We start from the raw sequence: 19,681 nt of genomic DNA, 5'->3' as shown, positions 1-19,681 counted from the left end.
TAGGTTAGGATATAGATCACGAGATTTAGAATAAGGTTAGTTTATGTATTTAATTACCGGTGCAAGCAGTGGCCTAGGAGCGGCGCTTTCCCATGAATATGCTGCCGATGGCCAGCAGTTATACCTTACCGGCCGTGATGAGGCCAAGCTTAGTCAAGTTGTCGACGACGTGAGCCGTATGAATAAAGGCGTGACTATCCAATCAAAAAGCGCAGTGCTCAATGATCCCAGTAGTGTCACGGCCTTGTTAGACAGCCTGCCCCATGCGCCTAAGACAGTGATCCACTGCGCAGGCAGCGGCTATTTTGGTGCATTGGCCGAGCAAACCAGTGAAGGGATCATTAATCTGGTGAATAACAACCTCACCGCAACCTTGCTGTTATTAAGTGAGCTTGTCAGGCGCTACCAAGATGAGCCAACACGGGTGGTGATTGTATTATCCACAGCTGCGCTACAAGCAAAAGCTGGTGAGAGCAGCTATTGCGCGGTGAAATGGGCCATTAAAGGATTAATAGAATCTTTACGTCTCGAACTTAAAGGTAAACCTATGTCGCTGATTGCCGTTTATCCTGGCGGGATGGCGACAGAATTTTGGCAAACCAGCGGCAAAAAGCTTAATACCACAGGTTTTATGAGTGCGGCAGAAGCGGCGTCGATGATAAAGCAAGCACTGCTGAGTAGCGAACATGGCTATATTTCTGATGTCACCATTAATCGTCGATAAGCCTTGTTTAATCCCATTTTGGTATTAATTATCTGCTCATTTAGCAGGCGTTCTACAACAGATATCACTGCTCAATGTCGCTTTGTGCTTGTTTGTGTTGCTGCAATATACACTGTTCTAGTAACTTAGCCGCTGGGCCTTGCCTGTCACGGTTTGGAATAACCAATGACATCATAGCCTTGCGGCTTTGACTGCCAAGCAAGTAAATCCGCGCCAGCCTGCCTTCGGTCAAGTCTTGTTCTACAAGCAACCTTGGCATCCAGCAAAACCCCATTTCCTGATTGAGAATTTCTTTCGCCTCATGAAAGTTAGCCACCGTCCAACGTTGCTCAGCCTTGAGCCAACCCGTGTCTGAGCTCCCTAGGGTGCCAGTGTCTTTGATAACGAGCTGCAGATGCTGAGCCAACTGCTTATCATCGTCAACCTGGGTGAGTTGTGCCAAGGGATGGCTTGGGTGTGATACCAGATAAAACTCCATTTCACATAAGGGTTCACTGATATAGCCCTTAGGAGGGACTGCACAAATGGAAATGTCGACACTTTGCGCGTTAATAAGCTCATTGGTGCCCGATAGCACAGTGTCTAAAATAGTGACTCGGGTGCCGCGGCTGTGGGGAAGGAAGGCTTTTAACGCAGCGACAAGCAAGGGCATAGGATAGATGATTTCTCTGCCTAGGGTTAAACTGGGCTCCCAGCCTTGCTCTAGGTTATGGGCTAGCTGCTCAAGTTCCTCGACGGTCTGAGTGAGGTGGCGAGAGCGGCGCAGCATAACTTCACCTTGCTCGGTTAAATAGGCCTTGCGGCCTTTTACTTCGAGTAAAGGAATGCCTAATTGGTGCTGTAATTTGGCCACCGCATGGTTGAGCGAAGATTGGCTTTTATTGAGTTTTTCAGCGGCCTGAGCATAGCCGCCGTGATCGACCACCGCCTGTAAAATGCGCCACTGCTCTAAGGTTGATTTTGCTCGGCTCATTATCGTTCCAATATATTCGCTAATTATGCTGAAATAGTGCCGTTTTCTTTCTAATAATTCAAACATTAATCAATGGATACCGCTGAAATTCAACCGCTAAGTGCACCAGAATAATATTTTCCAGTGGTGATGCTTGTGGAAAATAACAGGCTAAGTTACTGTTAATAAATATTAAAAATTGTCATTCTTTAGGATAAACAGAATATGGACAGACTTGGGGTAGGGGAAGCGAGTTACCAGATTAGAAAAGCCGGTCGTCATGATGCCAAGCAGATATTTGACCTAAGAAGCCGCGCCATATTAGCCAAATGTAGCGGCCATTATGATGAGCAAGTGTTAGCCCATTGGACCCAAGGAGACATGTCTAAGGAATTTCTCGATGATGTTGCTGTGAGTTTCTATGTCACAGAACTTAATGGTGAAATAATTGGCACTGGGCAATTAAGAGCGGCGAAAGATGCGCTCTATCTTGGTATTGTTGATGCTATTTTTGTTGAGCCTAAGCATATGGGCAGCGGCGCTGCTAAAGCCATGCTCTTGCATTTAGAACAACAAGCCATGGCAATGGGCCTAGGACGACTCAAACTTGATGCCACCTTGAATGCGGCGCCTTTTTATCGTCGCTGCGGTTTCATCGGCGATGAGTTAAGCCAATACCATTCACCTCGCGGGCTGGTATTGGCCTGTGTGCCCATGGAGAAGTCTCTGAGCTAATTGGATTAAAGCCACTGCCGATTATGCACTTATGCTTAGCCTAATGCCTTTGTGGCATCTTTTAACTGAATAAGTTCTATCTTGTAACCGTCTGGATCTTCAACAAAAGCGATGTGTGTGGTTCCACCTGCTACGGGACCGGGTTGACGGATGATGGTGCCGCCAGCTTCTGCAATGGCTTTGCAGCGCTGATAAATATCGACTTCACCTATGGCTAAATGGCCGAAGCCTGTGCCTAGATCATAGCTGTCTGTGCCCCAGTTATAAGTGAGTTCTACTACAGCCTGGCCACTAGACTCATCCCCAAACCCCACAAAAGCCAAGGTGTACTTGTACTCAGGGTTTTCTGAGGTTCTGAGTAACTTCATCCCAAGGACTTGAGTGTAAAAGGCGATGCTGCGCTCTAAATTGCCAACACGGATCATGGTATGCAGTAATTGGGACATTGAAATACTCCTTGATAAATGGATGTTTCGCGTGCGTTAACTCACAAAATTGACAATAGTGTCTGTGCTGATAAGGATAAGTCGCGTCATCACAACAATTATTGGTTATATTCTATCTGACTTAATTTTAACTCAGCGACACAAGCACGGCTTCATTGGCTTAGTTGATTTACATAATAAAATAAAGGGCAGTGTATCGACTGTCTCACAGGAGCGCACCATGACCACAGAACTTAAAATGGCCCTAGGCACCACCTTAGTGATTGCAATTTGTTTTAGTGCTTTCTTTGTCGCCTTGTTTTGATCCCAAGCTTAAGTACGGGTGTTAACGCTAGCTAAATTACTTGTGCTAACACTAAGCACTTAACATTTTCCTTAACGTTAGGGCTAGCGTTAGGGTCAGCCGCTAAGGTTAATCCTCAGGGTAAATTTTTTCTTTAAATTCACATAAATCTTCGATGATGCAGCTACCACAGCGGGGCTTTCTGGCAAGGCAGGTATAGCGGCCGTGGAGAATAAACCAGTGGTGGACATCCACTTTAAACTCGCTCGGTACCACTTTTAACATACGATCTTCGACTTCTTGGACATTCTTTCCCGGCGCGAAACGCGTGCGATTTGCCATTCTAAAAATATGAGTATCCACGGCTATGGTGGGCCAGCCGAAGTACAGGGATAGTAGATGTAATCAGACCCATCATTGAATATCATTGTTACAAAACAATTGAATATAATTTTTTTGTAACAATTGAATAATACTTAAAGTGCTAAATTTTCTCTAGACTTTATAATCGTTTTTAATTTCTACAAGGAATGTAAATGCTATTCATTCACATTGCTGCAGGTTCAGTGCTACTGTTGTTTGGTTTTGTTGCTTTAAGTGTGATGAAAGGGCAATACAAGCATCGATTATCAGGGAACTTGTTTTTCATATCATTGCTTTTTATGACAGGAAGTGCTGCTTTACTTACAGACGATCCAACGATGGCGCTGCTTACTCTTTACTATGGGGCTACAGCATGGGCAGTAATAATAAGAAAAGAAAACTCCACTGGTATTTTTGAAATACTAGCTATGATAGCGATTGCACTAGTAAGTGTCAGGCTATTTCATTTTGCTTTTACGGCTACAGATTTACACCCTACCTTCAAGTTTATACTCCTAGCTCATGCCTCAGTTGCCGCGTTGGCTGTATTATTGGATCTTAATATGATTATTCGTGGTGGCCTGTCAGGAAAACACAGAATCGTTAGGCATGCATGGAGAACTTGTTTTGCGCTATTAGGTGCAGTAATGTCTTTTTCATCAAACACTTCTGAGTATTGGCCTCGCTTTATTGATAGTAATGCACTTATTTATTTGATGCTATTCGTGTTGTTTTATTGGTTAATTAGGGTGCTATTTACCAGTTGGTACAATCAAATAATACAATCAGTAGGTGATAGTTTGCTTGCAAGAAAGCTTTTAGAAGCGAAACAATCATTAAATGGAAAGTGATTGTTAACTTCTCGATCGTAATATTTGTGGTGAGCAAGATTTATTGGTTCACCACATGCGTTTAATGCTACTCAGTCTTGTCTTTAAACTCGCACAAGTCTTCAATTAAACACGAACCACAACGTGGTTTACGGGCAATACAGGTGTAGCGGCCGTGTAAAATGAGCCAGTGGTGAACGTCTACTTTAAATTCAGCAGGTACTACTTTAAGTAGCTTTTGCTCAACTTCTACCACGTTTTTGCCCATAGCAAACTTAGTACGATTAGAAACACGGTCGATATGGGTATCCACCGCTATGGTGGGCCAACCAAAGGCCGTATTGAGCACTACATTGGCGGTTTTACGGCCTACACCGGGTAAAGACTCCAGCGCTTCACGGTTTTCAGGGACTTCGCCTTGATATTGATTGATTAAAATTTCACAGGCTTTAATCACATTGATGGCTTTATTGTTATATAAACCTATGGTTTTTATGTAACTTTTTAAGCCGTCGACGCCCAGTTCAAAAATAGCCTGGGGCGTATTGGCGACGGGAAATAGCTTGTCAGTGGCTTTATTGACACTCACATCCGTAGCCTGGGCCGATAATGTCACCGCCACTAACAGCTCAAAAGGGCTTGAAAAATTAAGTTCGGTCTCAGGCTTAGGGTTATTATCCCTAAGGCGAGTGAGAATTTGAATGCGCTTTTCTTTATTCATAACAACCCTAGCTGACTTTAGTGATGCGTACTCGAGCCACAGGCTCAGCTTGCGTTTTAGGTTGGCGGGCTTTTAAACGGGCATCGATAACATTTTTACCGGCAATCAATAATCCCATGCCAATAAAGGCACCTGGGGGCAGTAGCGCGAGCAAAAATGGGGTATCCACTTGCCAGACTTGCATCACTAAAGCTTTAGCCCAATCGCCGAGTAATAAATCGGCGCCTTCAAATAAAGTCCCTTGGCCGAGTAGCTCACGACCAGCGCCGAGCACGACCAGCACACAGGTAAAACCTATGCCCATCATCAAGCCATCGAAGGCGGAGTGCGCCAGATTGTTACGAGAAGCAAAGGCCTCTGCACGGCCAATGATGACGCAGTTGGTGACAATTAACGGCAAAAATATGCCAAGAGACAGGTATAAACCATAGGCATAAGCATTGATAAGCAGTTGCACTGAGGTTACGAGTGCAGCGATGATCATCACAAACACGGGAATGCGTATTTCCTTTGGCACATAGTCACGAACCAGCGAGACCAACATATTCGAGCCAACCAGTACCAATAAGGTGGCAAAACCTAAGCCTAAGGCATTGGTGACAGTGGCAGTGACCGCCAACAGCGGGCAAAGCCCCAATAATTGCACTAGACCAGGGTTATTGTGCCACAACCCTTGTTTGGCTATTTCTTGATATTGACTCATAGTTCGCCTCCACAGGGGTTATGGCTCTTGATCAAGGACTGTCTGTGCTGCTCAACAAAGCTTAAGGCCTTGGCGATGGCCTTAACGTAGGCCCTCGGGGTAATGGTTGCACCGGTAAATTGATCAAATTGACCGCCATCTTTTTTTACTTTCCAACTTTTGTCGTCTGCACTGAATGCTTTGCCGGCAAAATTGAGCACCCAAGAGGATTTTCTCAGCTCAATTTTATCACCTAAGCCTGGGGTTTCTTGGTGGGATAAGGTGCGCACACCCAATAAGGTATTGTGCTCATCCACGGCTAAGATCAGTTTGATTTCGCCGTTATAGCCATCGGGTGCCACAGCTTCAATGGCGATGGCTTCAAGGACATTATCCCGCTCGAGAAGGTAGGCCGATAATGGTGCCTTACTGCCGAGTTCTGGGCTAGTGACCAGAATGCAGCGCTGACTTAAGTTATCATCTTCCATCTTGTGGGGCACAAGTTGCTCTAACACGCTGTCCAGATACATTTTTTGCTGCTCGGCAATGGTATCAGCAGTTAATGAATTGACGACGGCTACAAATCCAGTACAACAGAGTGCAAAAATGGCTAATAATGCGGCATTTTTGCTTATGGGATTGTTGACTAAGCGTTTATTGAAAAGTGGCATCAGTTCGCACTCCTGTGACCATAGGTTCTGGGACGTACATAATGATCGATAAAGGGCGCGCACATATTTGCCAGTAACACAGCAAAGGCGACGGCGTCAGGGTACCCTCCATAGGTGCGGATAAGGTAAATGATAATGCCTATGCTGGCACCAAAAATTAACCGGCCTCTAGGACTGGTTGCGGCAGTGACTGGATCGGTCGCGATAAAAAATACGGCTAACATGGTGCCACCAGAAAACCAGTGAAACAGCGGGCTAACATGGGTATCTGGGCTAATCAAAAAGCCAAAGCTTGCACAAACAAACAGTGCCGCTAAGATGCCGACACTAATGTGCCAGCGAATGACTTTCAGCTTAAGCAAGACAAGGCCACCCGCTAGGTAGGCCAAGTTAACCCAAAACCAACCAACACCATAGCTGCCATCGAAGATGGGTTTGGCAAAACTTTCTAAGGTAGTGAGCCCAAGTGACAGATCTGTTTTTATGGTATCTAAGGGCGTGGCCATGGCTATGCCATCAACCCCTAAACGGTAAAAATCATTGCCTAAGCTTGGGCCAATAGCAAAAATAGCCTTCATAGCGGCCAGGGCATCAACACCGTTAAGGGCTATGCCCTGAGGCGCGACCCATGAGGTCATTTGCAGCGGGAAGGACACCAGTAATACCACATAGCCTGCCATGGCTGGATTAAACAGATTATGCCCAAGGCCGCCATAGAGATGTTTGACTATGATGATAGCAAATAGACTGCCTATCACCACAAGCCACCAAGGTGCCAGCGGCGGTATGGACAGTGCCAATAAGCTGGCTGTCACTAAGGCAGAATTATCTTTGAGCGTGATTAAAATCGGCCGTCCCCTCGCTTTAAGCACTAAGGCTTCGCCAAGATAAGCGGTAAAGATGGCAAGGCAGAGCTGAATTAGGCTACCGAAACCAAAGAACAAGGTTTGTACTAGAATGCCAGGAATAAGGCACAGGGCGACGCGGCGCATTACAGTGGCAGTTTGGATCCCTTGGCTCACATGGGGTGATGAGGTGATTTTAAATGCCATAAATTAATCCTCTTGCTGTTCTTGTTCGGCGCGCTTTTGAGCCGCTTTAGCTTTCGCTTTTGCAACCGCCGCCGCTATCTTAGCTTTCTTGTCATCGGCTGGCGTTATTGCAGCTTCAGCGACCCCAATCTCTGTAACTGGAGCTTGAGAATCTAGCGTTTCACTGTTAATGGACTCAGCCGCTGGGTTTTCATCGGACTTGGCCGCTAACGCGGCTTTTTTGGCCTTGGCTCTGGCTACAGCTGCCGCAACCTTAGCTTTTTTGTCATCGACTTCAGCTACCACTGGCTCAGCCTTTATAGTGGCTTCATTTTCTTCAGTACTTATATCGACACTCGTAGATCCAGTACTCGAGGAGTCAGGAGCCGCGTCATTGGAATTGGCCGCTAACGCCGCTTTTTTTGCTTTGGCTCTAGCCACAGCGGCTGCGACCTTGGCTTTTTTGTCATCAAGTTCTGTGGGCTCAGCGCGAGTTGCATCAAGGGTGGCTGGCGCTTCACTGGTGGTTGCATCAAGACCCGCCAGTGCTGCTTTCTTTGCTTTGGCTCTGGCAATCGCCGCGGCGACTGCCGATTGTTTATCTGTGCTGCTAGCCTTAGGCGCTGAAGCGGTATCTACTACTGAACTTTCGCCTGAAGCCATTGCCGTTTGAGCGGCTTTTTTGGCGGCAATGCGAGCCATGGCTTCGGCGACGGCATTTTTATCGCTGCTCTTCATGGCGGCCTTACGTTTGTCTGCTGCTTCTTTTGCCTTGGCTTCCCGAGCAAGCTTCTCATCTTCGAGTCGCTGCAGCCGAGTTTCAAAGCGCTGTTTGGCTTTCTCCGCCTGAAGTTTTTCTTCGGTCTCTAAGCGAATGGCAGACTTTGCCACTCGATAGTATTCAACTAAGGGTATGTCACTTGGGCACACATAGCTGCAACAGCCACACTCGATACAATCTTTAAGATTAAAGCTGGCCGCTTTGTCGTATTCTTCGGCTTTAGCATGCCAAAATAATTGCTGGGGCAACAAGAGTGCAGGGCAGGCGACAGCGCATTCACCGCAGCGAATACAGGCTTTTTCTTCGGCATCTGCAGCGATTTCATTATCACTGGGGGCCAATAGGCAGTTAGTGCCTTTAAGCACGGGGACGGCTAAATTTGGCAGTGAATAGCCCATCATAGGGCCGCCAACAATGACTTTTTGCTGCAACTGAGGATTAAAGCCCGTTTTTTCAAGGGCTGCATCTATTGGCATACCTATGGCTAGCCAATAATTACCAGGTCGAGCGACTCGCTCACCCGTGATAGTGACTAACCGCTCTACAAGGGGTTTACCATCGAGTACTGCCTGTTTAATGGCAAAGGCGGTACCCACGTTGTGCACCACTATGCCAAGCTGAGCAGGAATGGTGCCACTGGGCACCTCTTTACCTGTGATAATCTGAATTAACTGTTTCTCGCCGCCGGATGGATATTTGGTGGGTATTTGAGTCACTCGCACGCAGCCTGGCACCAACAAACCACAGGTTTCAGCTTGGCCAATGGCAGCTTTCATGGCACTGGCGGCTTGGGGCTTATTATCTTCGATGGCGATGATAATGCGCTCAGGCGTCAATAAGGCATGAATAATGGCAATACCTTCAATAATTTGCTCATTGTATTCACGCATCAGGCAATCATCAGCTGTGATATAGGGCTCGCATTCAACCCCATTGATTATCACTAAATCGATTTCGCTGGCAGGGTTTAACTTAATATGGCTTGGAAATGCCGCGCCGCCCATTCCAGCAATCCCGGCATCCTTAATGCGGGCGAGAATTTGACTGTTGCTTAGCTCAGTGAACGTCGCAGGTGTTAACTCAGTCCAGGTATCATTACCGTCGGGGCGTATGATGCAGCTCATTACAGGCAAAGAAGAGGCGTGGTTGCTGGGCCGTGTTTCTACGGCGATAACCTCGCCAGAGGTGGGGGCGTGAACCGGCAGATAACTAAAGCCTTTGCCTTGGGTCAGTACTTGCCCTTTAAGCACCTTGTCTCCCACATTGACCAACAAGATGGCTTGCTCACCCACCTGAGGGACGGGCACTATGTACTGAGGCGCTAAGGGTAACTTGGCTGCAGGAGTTTGATTCGATAAATGCTTAAGCTCTGGCGGATGAATACCACCAGGAGAGTGCCACAGCGTGCCTTTATCTAATTGTTCCAATAGGGTTAACACTGCTTATCCCCTTGCGTATTATCTGCGTTATCTTGTGCTTGCGTCATCAAAGGGACAGGGTCAATCACAGTGACGGCAATGGCATTGAGTTTCCAATCCCAATTTTTAAGGTTGGTTTCAACCGGTAACATGTCGATGCAATCCACAGGACAAGGCTCGACGCACAGATCGCAACCGGTGCAATCTGCAGCAATAACCGTATGCATCAGTTTACCTGCGCCTAATATGGCGTCCACAGGGCAAGCCTGAATGCATTTAGTGCAGCCTATGCATTCGTCTTCACGTATGTAGGCGACTTTTTTGACCGTATCTTGTTGTTCTTGATCAAGTGGCAGCGGCTCAACGCCCATAAGTTGCGCTAGCTTCTCCATGGTCGCTGTGCCCCCAGGAGGGCACTTGTTGACCTTATCTCCAGCGGCGATGGCCTCAGCGTAAGGACGGCAACCTGGGTAGCCGCATTGGCCGCACTGGGTTTGGGGTAATAATGCTTCCACTTGCTCGACTATGGGGTTGCCTTCAACCTTAAATTTGATTGCAGCAATGCCGAGTATCGCGCCGAAAATTAACCCTAAAAGGCTGAGAAGCCCAATAGCAATGAAGACTTCAACCATATTATTTAATCAGCCCCGCAAATCCCATAAAGGCTAATGACATAAGTCCCGCTGTTATCATAGCAATGGCGCCACCGCGAAAAGGCAGTGGTACATCGGCCGCCGCTAAGCGTTCACGCATGGCGGAAAATAAAATGAGCACCATAGAAAAGCCCACCGCCGCACCAAAACCATAAATGGCAGACTCAATAAAATTATGATCTTCATTGATATTGAGTAAAGCCACACCTAACACGGCGCAATTGGTGGTAATAAGCGGTAAGTAAATCCCTAAGGCGCGATGCAAACTGGCACTGGTTTTTTGTACTAGCATTTCAGTAAATTGCACCACCACAGCAATCACCAGAATAAAGCTCATGGTGCGCAGGTATTCCAGCGAAAAAGGCTGCAGTAGAAACTCATTAGTGAGGAAGCTGAGCACTGAGGCTAAGGTCAATACGAAGGTGGTTGCCATAGACATGCCGATGGCGGAAGCCAACTTGCTCGACACCCCCATAAAGGGACATAAACCTAAGAATTTAACTAATACGAAGTTGTTCACTAGCACAGTGCCAATCAACAACAGGAGATACTCTGTCATCGCTACGCTTTATTAATCAAAATTTTGCCATATTATCGGCGTTTTACGCTGCAGAAACAACGGATAAAAAGCTAACTGAGGAAAAAGTACTGTTAAGGACTGCCATGAGCGCAAAAAATAATCTTGGCTCATGGCAAATGGAATGGCCTGAACTAGGGTAACAAACCAAACAAAAGCCATGCACTATGGGGTGATTATCTTCTCTGGTTTGGCGATGTAATAGCCCTGTAGTCCATCCAGTAACAATTTTTCTAAGGTGAGCTTTTCATCTTGCCTCTCAACGCCAGTGGCGATGACCTTGATACTTATCCGTTTGGCAATATCGACAATCATACGGATAAAAAAGCGATTGTTATTGTCTTGTTCTATGCCATCGCTGTAGCTGCTGTCGAGTTTAATGTAATCAGGACGCACTTCGCGGAAAAATTTGAAGGAAGTAAAGCCCAAACCAAAACGCTCAACGGCGACTTTACTGCCGACTTTGTGCATCTCGCTGACAAAGCGTTGGCTGGCGGCAAGGTTGGTTTGCATGCCGACTTCATTGACTTCAAAAATGATCCGCGACGCCAATTGTGCATGTTTAGATAAAATGTCCCTTAACCAGAAGACAAAACTGTCTTGTAAAATGGATGATGCGCTGATGTTTACCCCAAATTTACCGGTGATACTTGGATTTTTGCTCAACAATTTCAGTACTTGGTTGACTATCATGGAATCCAGTTCGGTATGCAGTCCATAGCGTTCCGCCATGGCGATGACGCTAGTGGTTGGCAATACGTCACCTTGGGCATTCATGAAACGGGTCAATAATTCTCGGTAGACTTCAACATTATGCTGACTGGGTTGAATGGGCTGCTGATGAAAAATAATGCTTTTTTTCTGGATAAGTTCATTAATGGTATTGCGCCAGTGATGATCGCCGGAATTTTGTTGCTCATCTTGTTTTTCAATGATATGGGAACGGTTAGGCCCTAACGTCTGAGCAATACTCACGGCGGTATCGGCAAGGGATAACAGTGCGGCGGCCTTAGTTTGGCCTTGATAGGGTATGACGCCTGCGTGGGCGACAGCATCGACATTGGTACTCTGACCGTATTCGTCTAAATGTAGCTTTAAATTATCGATAAATTTAGCGCTTTCTTTTAAAGGAATATCGGGAAAAATGACCGCGAAGTCACCACTGGAAATACGATAAATATCAAACTGGGTGTAATCTTGGGCTGCTTTACGAATGCAAGTTGCGACCTTAGCTAAATAATCATCTCCGGCACTGCGGCCAAAAAGTTGATTAATGTTGCCAAGTTCGGTTGCCTTTATCATGGCAAAAAGACCACTTTTCTCTTGGTGCAGGTTTGCAATTACATCCAAATGCTGAGTGAAACGTTGCCGAGTTGCAAATCCTGTTAGCGGATCTTGATAGGCCGCTTTAGTGAGGGCTTCATTTTCTCGCTTCACTTTATCAAGACTTAGTTTGAGCCCGGCGCGGCAATATTCCAACGCATCACCAATAGGGATGAGTGACCCTGTGAGCCTTGAGGTTTCTATGGCATCAAACGAAAGCTCTGACATGTGCTTTATACACTCAGCGGCGTAGACGATGCGCTGTTTATGAAGGCGCATAAATACAGCAAACATCAGGCTTAATACAAGGTACGCCAATAATATGAACACGATAAAATGACTCAGGCCATTGAATTCTGCCGCCAAGACTTTATTTTTATCTAACCTAATCTGCAGCCTAGCCTGTGGAAACTCAGCGGTGCTGTCTAAGTCTAAGGAAAACATGTTACCGATAACGTTTTCTTGGTTTTCCGCCAAACTGCCGTGGGTAAAATTGAGGCTGCCATCGGTCCCATGAATGAATTGAAAAAATTGAAATGAATCATCCTGACTTAATGCCTGATAGAGGCTTTTACCATCGCTTTGCCAATCACGAAATTTTGCAATATTTTTTGCAGCTTGGTTTACCGCTTGTTTAGAACTCAGATTAATTTGCTGCTGCGCGCTTAAATAGCTACAGCCGAGCAAGACGGTAAATACGATGAATAGCATAAGCTGAACGGAACGAGAAAGACCCATAATCGCACTCTTTTATCATTATTCTAAAGATTATTGCTTAGAGTGTAACGGCTTAGGGATAAAACAGCATTGGATTTATTTAAAAAAATGATGAAAAAATAAACTTGGGTTAAATTTCTGGATTATTGATTGTGGTAATGAGCTTACTGACTAGAGGGGGGGAGTGGGGTAAAGAGGCTGTAAAAATGAACTAAAGTTGGCTCCCCAGACTGGACTCGAACCAGTGACATACGGATTAACAGTCCGCCGTTCTACCAACTGAACTACTGGGGAATTAAGATAACTTTAATGATTTACTAGGTATAAATACCGTCTTACACTAAAACAGTGGCTCCCCAGACTGGACTCGAACCAGTGACATACGGATTAACAGTCCGCCGTTCTACCAACTGAACTACTGGGGAATTGTACTGTTACTACTTAGTTTGAGTGGCTCCCCAGACTGGACTTGAACCAGTGACATACGGATTAACAGTCCGCCGTTCTACCGACTGAACTACTGGGGAATTGTCTCAACTAATTTATTACATTTATAAACACTATTACCATAAGGATTAAATATTGGCTCCCCAGACTGGACTCGAACCAGTGACATACGGATTAACAGTCCGCCGTTCTACCAACTGAACTACTGGGGAATGGTGTTTATTTTTTCAAATCATTTTCAACTTTATTTGCTTTGCAGGCTAATTGGCTCCCCAGACTGGACTTGAACCAGTGACATACGGATTAACAGTCCGCCGTTCTACCGACTGAACTACTGGGGAATTGAATTAACACTTGTGCTTAGCGATGTATTGCTGAGAACGGAGCCCATAGTAAAACGCCCAGTGAAATGAGTCAACTCGAGTTAGGAAAAAAACTGTAATTAAACTGTTAAGTGCTCAGCAAATGTGCATCATGGTGCACATTTGTACCCAGATGAATGAAAAACCGTCAACATTGATGTTTTAAAAAAGAAAGCTAATTAACATAAGCGCTTAAATGCAACTGAACTGACATTAGTTGAGGTTAATGCCCGCAGATTTTAATTAACATTTATTGGGTCACCCTTACTTGTCTGCAAGAGGAGAGATAAATAGTCGTTCTGAATTCCACAGTTCAATGATTTTGCGACTCTTGTCTTTATTCCAATAACACTTACCGAAGAGGATGATCCCAGCGCCTTCAATATCGCGTTTATCGGTAATGCCAAAGCGCTTTAACACTGTGATTTGGTGACGGCCCAAGGGGATCCCCATATCATGGCAGTCGGCAGGGTTTAGCCAAGCCATCTGGGGATCGCTATGGGATAAGGTGCCCCAATACATTTTCGGCTTCGCTTTTTTTATACTATCACTGGGGGCTGCATCGGCGAAATTAACAAATAAGTTCTTCGCCTTAAATTGATAGCCAGCATCAATTTCAATCAAGGTATCGGCACTGGCAAGATTACTGCCCCTTAGCAAGCTATTAAGCAGCTTGTCCATGCTAAGGCGAGTCACGCTAACCTCTTTATCCTGTATTGATGATGGTGCCTCAGCAATTTGCTTTGGGATCTGGGCTAAAGACACCTCTTGTAAAGGCTTAGACAAGAAAGGCTTTGAGGCCGAGGGGTGGGGCCGTTCATCCTTTTTGATGATAGCGGTAAGAGAAAAATCAAGCTGCAGCGACGTATTCGTGACTATCAGCCTGTCCACTTCAAGGGCATCGCAGTTTTCCTGTTTGCTTTGACTCGTCTGAGTGCTGCGCCTCGCTTCATCGCAATCTAGTTTATGGTAACGGGATCCAAAACAGGCTGATTTACCATCAATACTCTGTTTACGATAATAGGCTTTTCCGCCACACTGTTCACATGATAAATGCTGACGATAACGGTCAATTTCAGCCTCTGGCAGTGCCATAAATGTCACAATTGAATATAACTGTAACTCATCATCTAAGGTTAAAAGTGCATCCAACATAATAAACTTCCTCTTTTATCCTCATACTTTTGGCCGTTATCTTTACCTTATCTCGAGTCCTGCAACTATATACCGAAATCAAGCTTTGCTTACAGTGTATTTGCTTACCTTAATAAATGAGTCCAAAGCGACTAAGACAGGCACTAAATTGTTTTGAATTTTTTACTTTTCAAGAAGACAAAAAGTAGCAGCACTGTAAATATGCAGCATTTGTTGATAATACTACACTTGTGGAGTATTCTTGAGTTCTGGCATGGAGATAGTAATCCATTGCTTATCTTCATCTGAGCAAAGCGAATAGGAGCTGAATATGTCTGCAAATGTGCAAGCTGTATTACAGCAAAACCCAGCAAAAACAGCGCAAGTGGCGCTGGAAGTGTTTTTTAATATCATGACGGCGTGGCAGGTGAAGGGTAAAGATCAAATGATACTCTTGGGCAAACCTGCCGAATCCACCTTTTATAATTGGAAAAAAGGCAAAGTCTCGTCATTATCTCCCGATACCTTAGAGCGTATTTCTTATGTGATGGGCATCTATAAGGCGCTGGGAAGCTTGCTCCCATCCAGAGCTCAAGCAGACGCCTGGTTACACAAACCCAATAAAGTGTTCAATGATCAAACGGCCTTGGCGTTTATGCTCAAAGGCAGCATGATCAATTTAAGTGATATGAGAAGGTACTTAGATGCACAACGGGGTTGAAACTTGTCCGCCAGATGGCCAAAAATGCTACCGCTTAGTGCCGAGTCACTTCCCACCCATTAATTTATTTGAAGAAGTCGCAGATCCCAATGACTTAGCACTCGTCTTTGCCATTGAAGCGCTCACCAACGACAGGTTGCGTGATGAGGTAGGAGATTTGGCATTGGTGCCATTGGAAGAGCGTATTTCAGGGGACGGCACTTCTCCTGTGATGGCGGCCTTCACACACATAGGCACACCAAGCCGCTTTACTGATGGCACAGAATTTGGCATCTATTATGCGGCAAAAAGCTTAAATACAGCCTTTTGTGAAACCATTTATCACAGAGAGCAATTTTTACTGGCCACCAATGAGCCTGATACCGAGCTCACCATGCGCTGTTACATTAATCAGGTTGCACTGCCGCTACATGATATACGGGGGTCAGACTTTCACCACTTACAGGGTGAAGATTATAGCGCGTCACAGCAATTTGCGAAAAGTATGAGGGAGGCTGGCAGTCATGGTCTGGCATATTTAAGCGTGCGAGATGCGGGGGGCGAATGCATAGCAGCCTTTAAACCCAAGGCTGTCACCATTCCAGTTCAAGGGGGTCATTACAAGTACATCTGGAATGGTAAAAAACAGAAAATTGAACATATTTTACAAGTGAATTTGATCAAGTGATCATGGATTTTTATTACAAAGGAAGCTGAAAATGAGCATAAAACAAGTCAGAGACATAGAAAAAAATTATTCCAGTACCGAGTTCGTTGCAAAGCTCAGACGTCTTGCCGATGCCATTGAAACGGGCAGGAGAACGAATTTACATGCCTGTCCGTGCCAGCTATAACATAGAGCATGAACGGAGTGATTCAGAAGAAGAAATTGAATTTCAAATTAAATGGAGCCGTTAATATTTACTGATTTCAAAGAAGCAAGCTACAATGCCGGATCTTCTTAAAAAGCACCTAACGTTTCGCCGCTAATAAAATAAAATCATGGCGTAACTTACTGAGGACTCCTTCAATTGAGAGCATCAATTCACTGTATCGCAGCCTGTGCAATCTTGCTTAGTGCTTGCCAAGCCAGTAATCATAAAACTGGCTCCTCTCTAGGGTCTGCTAGCAGCAAGGGGGCAAAAGCCCCTGTATCGTTAGATCAAAAAGCCAGCAAAAGTGTGAATGGCAATCCTCAAGATGTGGTCTATGTGTGGGATCGTATTCGCCTTTCTATGGCCATGCCGATTCCAAATCAAGCATTGGTTAATCAATACCGAGATTGGTTTATTCGTCATCCCCAGCATCTGGAATTGATATCACAACGAGCTAGGCCCTTCTTATATTTAATTGTAGAAGAGCTTGAAAAGCGTGATTTACCTATTGAGTTGGCACTCTTGCCTATTGTAGAAAGCTCTTTTAATCCATTAGCGTATTCTAGCGCAGCAGCATCTGGACTTTGGCAATTTACCTCTCCCATGGCAAGTCATTTTGGTCTCGACATGAATTGGTGGTATGACGGAAGACGCGACGTACCTGCTGCAACCATTGCCGCGTTAGATATGCTGGCGTACTTATATAAAAAAACCGATAACTGGTTATATGCGTTAGCGGCCTACAATTGCGGTGAAGGTCGACTGCGTAATGCCATTAGAGAAAACGAATCACGTGGGCTTAGCACTGATTTTTGGTCACTCAATTTACCAAAAGAAACCAGACAATACGTACCGCAACTCTTGGCATTGGCCGATGTTGTTAAAAAGGCGGACGAATACGGAATTAACCTCAATCAAATTCCCAATCGACCTTTGGTTGAAGTCATAGATGTTGGCAGTCAAATTGATTTAGCCGTGGCTGCAGAGCTTGCGCAAATGCCCATTGAACGACTGCAAAAACTTAATCCTGGATTTAATCGCTGGACAACCTCCCCAGACGGGCCGCACCAATTGATCATACCCGTAGGTAAAGCCAATGGCTTTAAACAAGCACTAGCAGAAACCAAAGTAAGCGACAGAGTACAATGGTTTAAATATAAGATCAGGGCAGGGGACAATATCAGTGCCATTGCTAAGCGTCATCAAACCAGTACCTCGTTAATCCAATCCATGAATGACATTCAAGGTGATAGGATAATTGCGGGAAACTTCTTATATATGCCAAATCCTGCGACTCAAATGTCGGCGGCTTTGGTTTCACTTGCTAAAGATTCGGCAAGTCAGGAGGTAAAAGCGGCTCCTGAGTTCATCAACAATTCGCAGCAAACTGACTTAACCAAGGCGTTAGCTAGCAAGTCTGTGCAGCAAAGCAAAAGTGCGGAAAAAACCGTAAACCATACCGTTAAGTACGGCGATACACTGTGGAGCTTAGCAAGGGCCTACCAGGTGAGTGTTGAGCAGATTGTTAGCTGGAATAATATGACTGACAAGGACAAATTGAGCGAAGGAAAAACCCTAAAACTGCTCACCAATGTCAGGCGATTTTCATCTTGAATTTAGCGATTTCACTTAAAGATTTTATAGTTTACCGCTGTGGTTGGCTATCTGTGAGTCGGTAGTAGGATTGATAAGCATACTGTTAGCTGGTAAGTTATTAAAAATTAATAATTTAAGTATGAGTTTTGTGGAGGATTTTAGGATGTTAACCGGAATTACGTTAATACGCTGCTAGCTCTATTTCGCAGCGCTACACAATTTGGAAAACTATTACCGGCCTTAGATGGGTGTCAGGCACAATAATATTATTTAAAAATCATAATAAATGGACATATAATGAAGCGTTTTATAAATATAGTTGCTGTAGGTTTAATGTTAACAGCTTGTCAGTCTACGTCTCCTAGAATTATTACAAATGAGCAGAATAAAGAACAAAAATTAAATAGAAATATTGATTTTTTACAAGGGGAAATATTATCAGGGAAACAAGAAAAAAAGATATGACCTTGCGTTAATGTATGCAGCTAGTTTTGATCAAAATAAACGGAAGCTTGCTAGGCCGATATTAGAAGAATTAGTTGAAGAAGGTAATGATGATGCAATATTGTTTTTTGCGCAGTTAGAATTTGTAGGCCAACTTGGAAATACTTCTGATAGGTTGTTCAAAGAGTATTATCAAAGAATAAAAGATAAAGACTCGTCAGTTATTAAGGGCTATGAAGAGGAAAAAGCAGAAATGGAAACCGTTATAGAGTTACATTTCCCCTCTATTAAAAAACTTTACAATGAAAACAATCACTTGTGTGAGCAACCACTTGAGCACTCAATAAGTGCTCTAGAAAAAAACGCTAATACATATCTGGTGGCTAAATATTTTAACCAGTGTTTAGCAAAATACTCAATAATGAACAGTAGACAACGCCTACAGGCAATGTCAAAGTTCCAAGCTATTGTTTGTAGTACAAAGAAAAATGGTAAAATTTGTATCAGTGAGGGATATGATGCACTTAGTTCCGGTTTAAATTCTGTTGAGCACTCTTTTACAGTCGCAACAGTTGTTAGAGATATTTATACATCATACAAAGAATTGTTGCGGAAAAAGTCGGGCGTACAAAAGAGATATCCTTCTTCAAAAACTACTGATGTTGTTACAAAAGCATTTGATACCTATAACGAAAACAATCTCGATAAAAGCAGTGAGATGTTAATTAACTATCTTAATAATGAACCAAAGCTGAGTTCGTATGATATAGCATCTGTACAGAGGATTATTTCCAATTTCCTTTATTTACGTGAAAAAGAAGGTGATATTGCGCTGGCGATTGAGTATGCAAATAAAGCATTAAATAGCAACGAACTCTATTTTAAAGAACATTGGGAGCTGTTCGACTTTCTATCAAATTTATACATTAGTAATGAAGAATACTCAAAGTATATCAAAATGATCGGAGATTACATTTTAGAAAATCAGGGAGATATGGACCTTATTCCTATAGCGAGTCTACCGGACGTTAGTCATCATATGGCTAACATATAAGGATAAGCCGCGCGCAGCTGGCTGATAGCCACATTAATGAAAAGCATGAGCGTAGCGCACGATTAACTTTGACTCATCAGTACTAGGCATAGAAACCGAAATGGCTATATGGTACTGAATGAGTCCGAGATAGTATTTAAGGTCTTTTTTTGTATCTGACCC

19 protein-coding genes, 5 tRNA genes and 2 pseudogenes are annotated in these 19,681 nt (G+C 44.4%); 9 read left to right on the top strand and 17 right to left on the bottom strand.

Annotation, left to right across the window (positions count from 1 at the left end):
- Window positions 1-43 precede the first annotated feature (43 nt).
- A complete protein-coding gene (locus tag SDEN_RS09795) occupies window positions 44-724 on the top strand; it encodes an SDR family NAD(P)-dependent oxidoreductase (protein WP_011496316.1) in 681 nt (226 codons plus the stop codon).
- A 64-nt stretch (window positions 725-788) separates the two neighbouring features.
- Here SDEN_RS09795 and SDEN_RS09790 read toward each other — a convergent pair whose 3' ends face one another.
- Window positions 789-1,697, bottom strand: a complete 909-nt coding sequence (locus tag SDEN_RS09790) for a LysR family transcriptional regulator (RefSeq protein WP_041405750.1) — start codon at window positions 1,695-1,697, stop codon at window positions 789-791.
- Between the two features lie 204 nt (window positions 1,698-1,901).
- Here SDEN_RS09790 and SDEN_RS09785 point away from each other — a divergent pair, with 204 nt between their 5' ends.
- Entirely contained in the window at window positions 1,902-2,411 is a 510-nt protein-coding gene (locus SDEN_RS09785; RefSeq protein WP_011496314.1) for a GNAT family N-acetyltransferase, read from the top strand.
- A 35-nt stretch (window positions 2,412-2,446) separates the two neighbouring features.
- On the opposite strand, the gene gloA is transcribed toward SDEN_RS09785, so the two are convergent.
- Window positions 2,447-2,857, bottom strand: a complete 411-nt coding sequence (gene gloA / locus SDEN_RS09780; protein WP_011496313.1) for a lactoylglutathione lyase — start codon at window positions 2,855-2,857, stop codon at window positions 2,447-2,449.
- A 64-nt stretch (window positions 2,858-2,921) separates the two neighbouring features.
- On the opposite strand from gloA, the gene SDEN_RS09775 reads away from it, so the two are divergent.
- On the top strand, window positions 2,922-3,161 hold the full coding sequence (locus SDEN_RS09775; RefSeq protein ID WP_198134635.1) for a hypothetical protein: 240 nt from the start codon (window positions 2,922-2,924) through the stop codon (window positions 3,159-3,161).
- Between the two features lie 108 nt (window positions 3,162-3,269).
- On the opposite strand, the pseudogene SDEN_RS09770 reads toward SDEN_RS09775, so the two are convergent.
- Window positions 3,270-3,539, bottom strand: a pseudogene (locus SDEN_RS09770) (endonuclease III); the annotation flags it as partial.
- Between the two features lie 137 nt (window positions 3,540-3,676).
- Here SDEN_RS09770 and SDEN_RS09765 point away from each other — a divergent pair.
- Complete coding sequence (locus SDEN_RS09765) at window positions 3,677-4,354, top strand: hypothetical protein (protein ID WP_011496310.1); 678 nt, start codon at window positions 3,677-3,679, stop codon at window positions 4,352-4,354.
- A gap of 67 nt (window positions 4,355-4,421) precedes the next feature.
- On the opposite strand, the gene nth is transcribed toward SDEN_RS09765, so the two are convergent.
- The 14 genes and pseudogenes from nth to SDEN_RS09695 form a co-directional block, all read right to left on the bottom strand.
- Window positions 4,422-5,054, bottom strand: a complete 633-nt coding sequence (gene nth, locus SDEN_RS09760; RefSeq protein ID WP_011496309.1) for an endonuclease III — start codon at window positions 5,052-5,054, stop codon at window positions 4,422-4,424.
- 7 nt (window positions 5,055-5,061) lie between these two features.
- The gene (locus SDEN_RS09755; RefSeq protein ID WP_011496308.1) at window positions 5,062-5,757 is read right to left on the bottom strand and encodes an electron transport complex subunit E; all 696 of its coding nucleotides are present in this window, start codon (window positions 5,755-5,757) and stop codon (window positions 5,062-5,064) included.
- Window positions 5,711-6,407, bottom strand: a pseudogene (gene rsxG, locus SDEN_RS09750) (electron transport complex subunit RsxG). The gene SDEN_RS09755 and the pseudogene rsxG overlap by 47 nt, the downstream one beginning before the upstream one ends.
- Window positions 6,407-7,459, bottom strand: coding sequence for an electron transport complex subunit RsxD (gene rsxD, locus SDEN_RS09745; RefSeq protein WP_011496306.1), 1,053 nt, complete (start codon window positions 7,457-7,459; stop codon window positions 6,407-6,409). The pseudogene rsxG and the gene rsxD overlap by 1 nt, the downstream one beginning before the upstream one ends.
- Before the next feature lie 3 nt (window positions 7,460-7,462).
- A complete protein-coding gene (rsxC, locus tag SDEN_RS09740) occupies window positions 7,463-9,658 on the bottom strand; it encodes an electron transport complex subunit RsxC (protein WP_011496305.1) in 2,196 nt (731 codons plus the stop codon).
- Window positions 9,652-10,269: an electron transport complex subunit RsxB gene (rsxB, locus tag SDEN_RS09735; RefSeq protein ID WP_011496304.1), complete on the bottom strand. Its 618-nt coding sequence runs from the start codon at window positions 10,267-10,269 to the stop codon at window positions 9,652-9,654. The genes rsxC and rsxB overlap by 7 nt, the downstream gene beginning before the upstream one ends.
- 1 nt (window position 10,270) lies before the next feature.
- The gene (gene rsxA, locus SDEN_RS09730) at window positions 10,271-10,849 is read right to left on the bottom strand and encodes an electron transport complex subunit RsxA (protein WP_011496303.1); all 579 of its coding nucleotides are present in this window, start codon (window positions 10,847-10,849) and stop codon (window positions 10,271-10,273) included.
- A 183-nt stretch (window positions 10,850-11,032) separates the two neighbouring features.
- On the bottom strand, window positions 11,033-12,928 hold the full coding sequence (locus tag SDEN_RS09725; RefSeq protein WP_011496302.1) for an EAL domain-containing protein: 1,896 nt from the start codon (window positions 12,926-12,928) through the stop codon (window positions 11,033-11,035).
- Window positions 12,929-13,125: 197 nt separating this feature from the next.
- Window positions 13,126-13,201 (bottom strand) — tRNA-Asn (locus SDEN_RS09720).
- A 55-nt stretch (window positions 13,202-13,256) separates the two neighbouring features.
- Window positions 13,257-13,332, bottom strand: a tRNA-Asn gene (locus tag SDEN_RS09715).
- Between the two features lie 26 nt (window positions 13,333-13,358).
- Window positions 13,359-13,434, bottom strand: a tRNA-Asn gene (locus SDEN_RS09710).
- A gap of 56 nt (window positions 13,435-13,490) precedes the next feature.
- Window positions 13,491-13,566: transfer RNA gene (locus SDEN_RS09705), tRNA-Asn, on the bottom strand.
- A 53-nt stretch (window positions 13,567-13,619) separates the two neighbouring features.
- Window positions 13,620-13,695: transfer RNA gene (locus SDEN_RS09700), tRNA-Asn, on the bottom strand.
- 285 nt (window positions 13,696-13,980) lie between these two features.
- Window positions 13,981-14,871, bottom strand: a complete 891-nt coding sequence (locus SDEN_RS09695) for a hypothetical protein (RefSeq protein ID WP_011496301.1) — start codon at window positions 14,869-14,871, stop codon at window positions 13,981-13,983.
- 310 nt (window positions 14,872-15,181) lie between these two features.
- Here SDEN_RS09695 and SDEN_RS09690 point away from each other — a divergent pair, with 310 nt between their 5' ends.
- From SDEN_RS09690 to SDEN_RS09670, 5 genes are all read left to right on the top strand, one after another.
- On the top strand, window positions 15,182-15,571 hold the full coding sequence (locus SDEN_RS09690; RefSeq protein ID WP_011496300.1) for an MbcA/ParS/Xre antitoxin family protein: 390 nt from the start codon (window positions 15,182-15,184) through the stop codon (window positions 15,569-15,571).
- Window positions 15,555-16,238 (top strand): RES family NAD+ phosphorylase, encoded by a 684-nt coding sequence (locus SDEN_RS09685; protein WP_011496299.1) that lies wholly within the window; start codon window positions 15,555-15,557, stop codon window positions 16,236-16,238. The genes SDEN_RS09690 and SDEN_RS09685 overlap by 17 nt, the downstream gene beginning before the upstream one ends.
- 343 nt (window positions 16,239-16,581) lie before the next feature.
- Complete coding sequence (locus tag SDEN_RS09675; protein WP_011496298.1) at window positions 16,582-18,039, top strand: LysM peptidoglycan-binding domain-containing protein; 1,458 nt, start codon at window positions 16,582-16,584, stop codon at window positions 18,037-18,039.
- Window positions 18,040-18,318: 279 nt separating this feature from the next.
- Window positions 18,319-18,486 (top strand): hypothetical protein, encoded by a 168-nt coding sequence (locus SDEN_RS20525; RefSeq protein ID WP_157599847.1) that lies wholly within the window; start codon window positions 18,319-18,321, stop codon window positions 18,484-18,486.
- 10 nt (window positions 18,487-18,496) lie between these two features.
- Window positions 18,497-19,519, top strand: a complete 1,023-nt coding sequence (locus SDEN_RS09670; RefSeq protein ID WP_011496297.1) for a hypothetical protein — start codon at window positions 18,497-18,499, stop codon at window positions 19,517-19,519.
- Window positions 19,520-19,681: the final 162 nt, after the last annotated feature.

Origin of the sequence: Shewanella denitrificans OS217, from assembly GCF_000013765.1 — a bacterium.
Classification (GTDB): Bacteria; Pseudomonadota; Gammaproteobacteria; order Enterobacterales; family Shewanellaceae; genus Shewanella; species Shewanella denitrificans.
The sequence above is the reverse complement of the archived record's forward strand: the minus strand, read 5'-3'. Positions and strand labels throughout refer to the sequence as shown.

Excerpts from the sequence above, each read along its gene's own strand:
- rsxD (WP_011496306.1), bottom strand. The coding sequence starts at position 7,459 with ATGGCATTTAAAATCACCTCATCACCCCATGTGAGCCAAGGGATCCAA.
- gloA (WP_011496313.1), bottom strand. The coding sequence starts at position 2,857 with ATGTCCCAATTACTGCATACCATGATCCGTGTTGGCAATTTAGAGCGC.
- rsxB (WP_011496304.1), bottom strand. The coding sequence starts at position 10,269 with ATGGTTGAAGTCTTCATTGCTATTGGGCTTCTCAGCCTTTTAGGGTTA.
- SDEN_RS09725 (WP_011496302.1), bottom strand. The coding sequence starts at position 12,928 with ATGGGTCTTTCTCGTTCCGTTCAGCTTATGCTATTCATCGTATTTACC.
- nth (WP_011496309.1), bottom strand. The coding sequence starts at position 5,054 with ATGAATAAAGAAAAGCGCATTCAAATTCTCACTCGCCTTAGGGATAAT.
- SDEN_RS09755 (WP_011496308.1), bottom strand. The coding sequence starts at position 5,757 with ATGAGTCAATATCAAGAAATAGCCAAACAAGGGTTGTGGCACAATAAC.
- SDEN_RS20525 (WP_157599847.1), top strand. The coding sequence starts at position 18,319 with ATGAAGCGTTTTATAAATATAGTTGCTGTAGGTTTAATGTTAACAGCT.
- SDEN_RS09795 (WP_011496316.1), top strand. The coding sequence starts at position 44 with ATGTATTTAATTACCGGTGCAAGCAGTGGCCTAGGAGCGGCGCTTTCC.
- SDEN_RS09685 (WP_011496299.1), top strand. The coding sequence starts at position 15,555 with ATGCACAACGGGGTTGAAACTTGTCCGCCAGATGGCCAAAAATGCTAC.
- SDEN_RS09690 (WP_011496300.1), top strand. The coding sequence starts at position 15,182 with ATGTCTGCAAATGTGCAAGCTGTATTACAGCAAAACCCAGCAAAAACA.
- SDEN_RS09790 (WP_041405750.1), bottom strand. The coding sequence starts at position 1,697 with ATGAGCCGAGCAAAATCAACCTTAGAGCAGTGGCGCATTTTACAGGCG.
- SDEN_RS09695 (WP_011496301.1), bottom strand. The coding sequence starts at position 14,871 with ATGTTGGATGCACTTTTAACCTTAGATGATGAGTTACAGTTATATTCA.
- SDEN_RS09670 (WP_011496297.1), top strand. The coding sequence starts at position 18,497 with ATGTATGCAGCTAGTTTTGATCAAAATAAACGGAAGCTTGCTAGGCCG.
- SDEN_RS09785 (WP_011496314.1), top strand. The coding sequence starts at position 1,902 with ATGGACAGACTTGGGGTAGGGGAAGCGAGTTACCAGATTAGAAAAGCC.
- rsxA (WP_011496303.1), bottom strand. The coding sequence starts at position 10,849 with ATGACAGAGTATCTCCTGTTGTTGATTGGCACTGTGCTAGTGAACAAC.
- SDEN_RS09765 (WP_011496310.1), top strand. The coding sequence starts at position 3,677 with ATGCTATTCATTCACATTGCTGCAGGTTCAGTGCTACTGTTGTTTGGT.